The organism is Vibrio owensii CAIM 1854 = LMG 25443 (assembly GCF_000817815.1).
In the GTDB taxonomy this organism is placed as follows: Bacteria; Pseudomonadota; Gammaproteobacteria; order Enterobacterales; family Vibrionaceae; genus Vibrio; species Vibrio owensii.
In genome coordinates, this window is sequence record NZ_JPRD01000044.1 from 73,098 (window position 1) to 79,174 (window position 6,077).

At 49.3% G+C, this 6,077-nt stretch carries 6 protein-coding genes and 1 pseudogene; 6 read left to right on the top strand and 1 reads right to left on the bottom strand.

Features of this window, described 5'->3' with window-relative positions; translation table 11 throughout:
• Positions 1 to 9 precede the first annotated feature (9 nt).
• The 6 genes from H735_RS31460 (at position 10) to H735_RS21670 (ending at position 5,535) form a co-directional block, all read left to right on the top strand.
• A complete protein-coding gene (locus H735_RS31460) occupies positions 10 to 1,182 on the top strand; it encodes a hypothetical protein (RefSeq protein WP_020195237.1) in 1,173 nt (390 codons plus the stop codon).
• Positions 1,172 to 2,890, top strand: a complete 1,719-nt coding sequence (locus tag H735_RS21650) for a hypothetical protein (protein WP_020195238.1) — start codon at positions 1,172 to 1,174, stop codon at positions 2,888 to 2,890. The genes H735_RS31460 and H735_RS21650 overlap by 11 nt, the downstream gene beginning before the upstream one ends.
• Positions 2,891 to 3,522: 632 nt before the next feature.
• Positions 3,523 to 4,077, top strand: a complete 555-nt coding sequence (locus H735_RS29695) for a phiTE_072 family protein (protein WP_020195239.1) — start codon at positions 3,523 to 3,525, stop codon at positions 4,075 to 4,077.
• A 68-nt stretch (positions 4,078 to 4,145) separates the two neighbouring features.
• Positions 4,146 to 4,736: a tyrosine-type recombinase/integrase gene (locus H735_RS21660; RefSeq protein ID WP_020195240.1), complete on the top strand. Its 591-nt coding sequence runs from the start codon at positions 4,146 to 4,148 to the stop codon at positions 4,734 to 4,736.
• Positions 4,737 to 4,743: 7 nt separating this feature from the next.
• Entirely contained in the window at positions 4,744 to 4,974 is a 231-nt protein-coding gene (locus H735_RS21665) for a hypothetical protein (protein ID WP_020195241.1), read from the top strand.
• Positions 4,975 to 4,986: 12 nt separating this feature from the next.
• Positions 4,987 to 5,535 carry a phiTE_072 family protein gene (locus H735_RS21670; RefSeq protein ID WP_020195242.1) on the top strand — a complete coding sequence of 183 codons (549 nt, stop codon included), beginning with the start codon at positions 4,987 to 4,989 and terminating at the stop codon, positions 5,533 to 5,535.
• A gap of 36 nt (positions 5,536 to 5,571) precedes the next feature.
• Here H735_RS21670 and H735_RS21675 read toward each other — a convergent pair.
• Positions 5,572 to 6,077, bottom strand: a pseudogene (locus H735_RS21675) (DNA adenine methylase); the annotation flags it as partial.

A 6,077-nucleotide genomic window follows, 5' to 3' on the forward strand; every position in this document is an offset into this window, starting at 1 on the left:
AGGTTAGCTATGGCTAGAAAGTCCACCTACGATTGGTCGAGTCTACTGGCGCTGTTATTTCAGCGCCAGAAGGACGACCCCAAGTACAAAAACAAAGACTTTGCACAGGATGAAGGGGTGCCGCTTGGCTCTCTCACCCGTGCGATTACCCAGTACCGCAAAGGTAAGATTGAAATATCGGGCAATGCCCCGATCGACCACGATAATGATCGCAATAACGATCTTAATAATGATCGTTTAAGCGATCGCAAAGCCAGTAAAACAACAACCAAAAAAGGCAATAAAACCAAGTCTAAACAACAAGTTAATACCAATAGTGATCACTCTGACGGGGAGCGCGCGCGCAATAGTGATCGATCGTTTTCCCAGTCTGGTGCAAAACGAAATAGGGGTGGGCAGGCTGGCAATTCCAACGCCAGAAAGCACGGGCTTTATGCTCGCCACCTGACGGATGAAATGGCGGAAGCGTATGAAACAGCGCTTTCTGCTGCTGGCGGTATTGATCATGAGTTGGCCTTAGCTCGCGCTAAGTTGGCTGAAGCTTTCCGGTTGAAGGGCGAACAGGAGTACATCGAGAAGCGAATTGCAGAAGAGCAGGCAAGAAAGGCAGAAGAAGCGGCCAACGAACCGCCGCCCCCTGCAGCGGATCCGGATGATGAAGGCTTTACGCCTAGTTTTCAAAAGCCTGACTACTTCAACCATGCAGCGATGCGTGCAGAAGCGTTTGAGGACAACATAGGTCCGCTGGGTACCACGATAAAGATGAAGCGCGTGGACTGGGACGCTGTGATTGACCGCTGGATGGGCCGTGTTGCTAACTTGGAGTCATTGCGTCAGAAGTTGTTGCAGGGCAGCACGCTATCTTACAGCGAGCAGCTGGCTATCAAGTCGACCGTCTTTAACCAGTTAGCAAATGAAGAGATTGACGCATTAACCGCAGGGCACATGCTCAGCGCGAATGGCTTAGACATTCCGCCTAACCTACTGGCGCAGATCCGCTTTGAGCTGGGTGAAGGCGATGATGACGATTCCGAGCTACCAACGGGTGCAGTTACGCCTCAGATGGTGGAAGAGCGCGAGAAGCAGCTGCAGCTTGGTAATCAGCAAAGCTCTGAAGAGTTCTTGGCGGCGCGTATGGCTGAACTGGAAGCGCTAAACGCTGAGGATAGCCATGGCAGCTAGGAACAGAAGCCGCAAGAAGCATAAGCACGCTGCTATTACTCTGGATCCTCGTTATCTGGATTTTGCAGCGAGCTATCGCAGCCGGCCATTGGCGTTTATCTATGATGTTATCGGGATGGAGCCGTCGTTTCAGCAAATCGAAGTCATTAACGCCCTGACGCCTGTCGGGGCGCGTGTGTCTGTGGCGTCCGGTCACGGTACCGGTAAATCCCACCTGACCGCTGCATTGTGTTTGCACTTCATCATCACGCACCCTGAGTCTCTGTGCATGTTGACCGCAAACTCGCTGGATCAGGTAACAAACGTTGTCTTCTCGTACATCAAGCGTCTCTGGGTGAAGATCTGCCAGCGTCAGCCATGGTTAGAGCAGTACTTCATCATTACCGCGAAGTCTTTCTACGCCAAAGGCTACAAAGGTGTCTGGCAAATCTTTGGTAAAACCTGCTCTAAGGGCAATGAGGAAGGCTTGGCCGGTCAGCACCGTCGAGACTATATGGTTGTGGTCGATGAGGCGTCAGGCGTATCAGATCGAGCCTTTGAGGTGCTGCGTGGTGCATTGACCGAAGACAACAACAAAATGCTGCTCATTAGTCAGTTTACAAGGCCGACCGGTCACTTTGCTGACTCTCAAATGGAGCTGGCTGAGCAAGGGCTGTACACGGCTATCACGCTCAACAGTGAAATGAGTCCGTTTGTTAACCTCAAGTTTATCCGAGAGAAGCGCATCGAGTACGGTGGCGTGACTAGCCCTGAATACGGGATCCGTGTTCTGGGTGTTTGTCCTGATGATGCAAGTGGCTTCCTGATCTCCCGTAGTCTGGTTGATAAAGGCTTTGAGGCGGTTATTGAATTTGCTGATGAGTGGGGCTGGGTGGCTGTTGCCGACGTCGCCGGTGGTGAAGGTCGAGATAGTTCAGTCCTCAAGATTGGTAAGGTCTGTGGCTTTGGTAGTGAGCGACAGGTTGAAGTGGTGAAAGCGATTGAAGCGCCGGCAGATATGGACGGGGTTCAATTTGCTCGCTTTATTCACCAAGAAACGGCTGGTTACACCAATATTTCGGTTGGCATTGATGCGGACGGTTATGGTCTGACGACAGCGCAAGAGTGTGAAAAGCTGGGTGTGAACGTGACTCGTATCCACTGGGGCCGACCACCACACGCGAACTCAGTGAAGCAGCGTTTCCCGAAAGAGAAAGACTTTGCCTGTGTCATGGTCAAAGAAGCCTTGGGCACTGGCCGCTTGAAGCTGCATAAAGGTGAGACGAAACAGTTTGAGAAGAAACTGCAGAAACAGTTCGTCAAGATCCCGTATGAGTTTGACGAGTTGGGCCGCTGGCGCATCTTCTCCAAGAAGCAGCTGCGTAGTGAGGGTATCAAGTCTCCCGACATCTTTGATGCAACGGCGTTCTTCTGGTTGGTTGATTACATTCCTGCCGGCGAGCAAAGCGATGGTCAATCTGATAATGCTCTGGCGAAAGCAATGGCATTGCTGGGAGAGGAAGAGGCAAGCCCAGCGGATCAGGCTATCGCTGCGATTGAAAGCGGTGGTGTGGTTGAGTGTGAGGCTGATGATTACCCAGATGTCAGGGCCGCGATTCAGGCAGCTTGCAGTGACTGGATAGACGATGGGCTGAATGAGTACGCACAGGTTGGCTTGATGGAGGTCGAACGACTGGACGAGTTCTTTAAGTTCTACAGGCGAGCATAGGCGGTTATCCCCAAATCAAGGGGATAACCCTGTGCAAAAAATACTCTTACACTTTACATAGGAACAATGGTCCTAATCGGCTAAATTACGGGCAATGGCTGCGCCATTGCATGGCTTAGCAGGGCGGCGAGGATAACAAGAAAATGTTGTAGTGCCAGCGCATTAGCGCCCGTACTATCGCTTTTGAAAGGTTATCCTTCTTTCAACTCGGTGTAAGACAAAGCCCGCTCCTGTGAGTGGGCTTTCTTATATCCAACATTTTTTTGTTGTGGTTAGGGTGATCGCAGACGCACTAAGATGAACGGGCATTGTTTGCAATGGCGTAGCTTCCCTTAGCTGCATACGGGGGTACGGTAAGCGGTGATTAGCCACACTGGCTGTCGACCCCCAGCCTCATGCCAAGACCGAACATTGCTATCCCAATGATGAAATTGCATTGCCAACTAGTAGGGTAGCCTCGCAAGGATGCGGGGCCTTTTTTTACCTTCCTAATTGCTAAAAGCACGTTTTAGCAATAAGAAATCGCCCGTCATTTCTCATATTTCCCTATCTTTCCCTTGATTGATTTACACAATCTTATTATATTCTCGTTATAGCAATTAGATTTGTAACCCCGACCAAAGGAAAAAATCATGAAAATCGAACAAAGCACAGCGATTAAGTTGCGCATCACTGAGATTGAATCTCTCGACCCTATCACCGTATTTTTGGAAGACTATGTTGCCGGCAAAGGAAAGATTGTCATTGAGTGCTACGGTAAATCGTGGTCCTCATACTGGGGCGCGATGGGTGGCAGAACTATTGCTCAGTTCTTCTGTGATTGTGATGAGCACTACCTGATCTCTAATCTGTGTGGTTCGCTAAGTAGCGAAGAGCCGGATTATGATGCTTTTCTGCCTCTGGCGAGAGCGCACATCTTAGGCTGTCGCCGTTTAAATCATATCGGTTCCAGCTTGGCCCGTGCGCTTTACGATATCGAAGATTGGGAAGAGTACGCTCCCGAGCACAGCTATGACACTTACAAGTGCCCTGATCATGAAAGCAAAGAAGAGTTCGAATATTTAGACCTTGGCATTGTCACAGTCCCTACAAGAGTGCCCCACCAATACGCTTACATGGTTCGCATCGTCAAAGCGGTTCAGGCTGCATTGAGAAAGTCTGGATTAGCAACAGAACAAGCAGCGTAAAGTTAATCACCAGAAGAATGATCAAGTGCAGGTAATTTCAATTAGCCTGCACGGTCAGGGAGTATGAAATGAAACAAGTTGACCCAATCAAAGATCTGGATGACGTGAGAGCCATCTACAACCGCCTCAAAAAGTGGGGGAACCATCGAGAGGCTGAGCTGGTCATGCTCGGTTGTAATGTGGCCCTGCGTATTAGCGACCTGCTGAAGCTTAAATTCGACGACATCAAGACAATGCAGCTGGAAGGCGAAGATATTGGTTACGTTGAGCTGGAAGAGAAGAAAACCGGCAAACCAAAGCGCCTGACATTGAATAGAACCGCGCTGCAGTGCGTTGAGCGCCTGAGAATGAACAATCCCGAGGCTATCTATCTGTTTCAGGCTACCGGAAATCGTGTCAAAGGCGATCCTAAGCCGGTTAGCCGTCAATGGATATCAACCAAGCTGATTGATGTTAAAGACAGTCTGGGGCTGGATTACAGCTTGAATACGCACTCATTGCGTAAGACCTTCGGCTACCACGCCTATAAGAACGGCGCAGACATTAATGTACTGCAGAAGCTATTCAACCACTCAAGCGTCACGGAGACGTTTAAATACATCGGTATCACGGATGAGCGCGTGCGTGATGTTTACCTAAGCATTGATATTGGGCTGTGAGGTAGGTATGGCAAATCATTTAATCAAGATAACAGAAAGCCACTCACAAGGAGTGAGAGAAGAGTCAGAGCAGGTTTGGTGCGCACTGGCCTCAATGGACACCGAGCGCACACTATGCGGTGATGCTGTGGACAGTGACAACATTATTAAAGCGGAATTTAAAGTAGTTAAACGTGGGGGAATTACGTGTCCCTTGTGTTTGTCAGTAGTCAAGCAAGTTAAAGCCATCAAGCTGTAGATTGGAGGAATCATGACTAAAGTAATCAAAACGCAAGCGGATCTATACCAAGTTCGTCACGACAGCTGTGTGGGCTGGGGTGATATCTTCTTAATCTGCGGCAAAGAATCTGTCAGAGTGGCTATCAACTCAGACTATGGCACATACTCTCATAACTGGACCCACTGCGGAGGTGATCCCAAAGAGTTTCTGACTGAAATTGATTTCGATTATTGCATGAAGAAGCTCACCGGCTATAAACACTACGTGCCGGCACCTGAGCAATACCCTGTTGAGGTGAAGCAATGCATCATAGAATCACGCCGTGAAGATGGCCTGACCAAAGCAGAGGCGAGGGAGGCGTGGCAAGACATGCTGTGCACTGAGCACAGAGAAGGCGACTTGTATTACAAGGAGCTTATTGATCATCCCTTATTTGAGAAAGTGTTCGGTGACTACGAGTATCTCCCGTCAGCAACCAAAGTGTCCCCTTGCTGTCAGGACTTCTGGGATAAGGTCTGGATCCCATTTATTGGTCAGTTAAAGGAAGAGCTGGCTCAAAAGAGTGAGGCTTCAGTTTAAGTACAAATACAAGGAAAGGCGGCTCGACCGCCTTTTTTAGAATAAGTGGGAATAGCGTCGGGATATTTGCACCCGAGAAATGCCGGTCATTCTTGCCACTTCGGCCTTTGTCACCTTTTTTCCTATCCTCTTCAGTATCTTGATAGCTTCGATTATTTTTGCTTCGCTGTCTTCCGTTCTCGCCTTGTGGACGCGATAAGCTGCTGCTTGTCGGTTTGTCAGGTTGTCTTGAGTTGGTTCTTCTATTGTGAGCTTGGGCCGATCGCAGGATGGCGATATCCAAAGGCACTCTGTGCGCTTCGTTCTCGTCTTGCTTGATGTGGCAATAACCTCAATGTCTATTCGTTTCCAGCCTGCAGCCTCAAGAGGTTCATACACAGGGTGAGCGTATCCGGAAAGAACAGCCTTGCCTTCAATGCCCAGCAAGCTGTCTACCATATCCATGTGCTCCTCTATGGTCATTTCATGCTCGTATTTTCCATTAATCCGAGTGTCAGGTACGTAGGGAGGATCAAGATAGAATAGTGTCTCAGGTCTATCAT